Consider the following 225-nt stretch of genomic DNA (forward strand, 5'->3'; position numbering starts at 1 on the left):
AGGTGAAGGTCACGTTCGATACCTTGTCTGCCACGTTCAGGGCGGCATCCACGATGTTCACCACCACGCTCGGCGCGCCGGTGTCCACGCTGTAACCCTCGGTGTCGCTGACGGTGATGCTGTTGCCGGATTCGTCACGGGTGGTGACGCTGGCCTCGATCACCTTGTCGGTGTCGGCCACCAGCTCGGCGCCCGGTACGTTGATGCTGAAGGTCTTGTCGGCCT

The 225-nt window shown here is 63.1% G+C and carries 1 protein-coding gene; it reads right to left on the reverse strand.

Features of this window, described 5'->3' with window-relative positions; genetic code table 11:
- The coding region (locus ACZ9XP_RS18080; RefSeq protein ID WP_465188978.1) for a hypothetical protein at window positions 1-225 on the reverse strand (225 nt) is incomplete at both ends.

This window comes from Vogesella perlucida, from assembly GCF_979366545.1.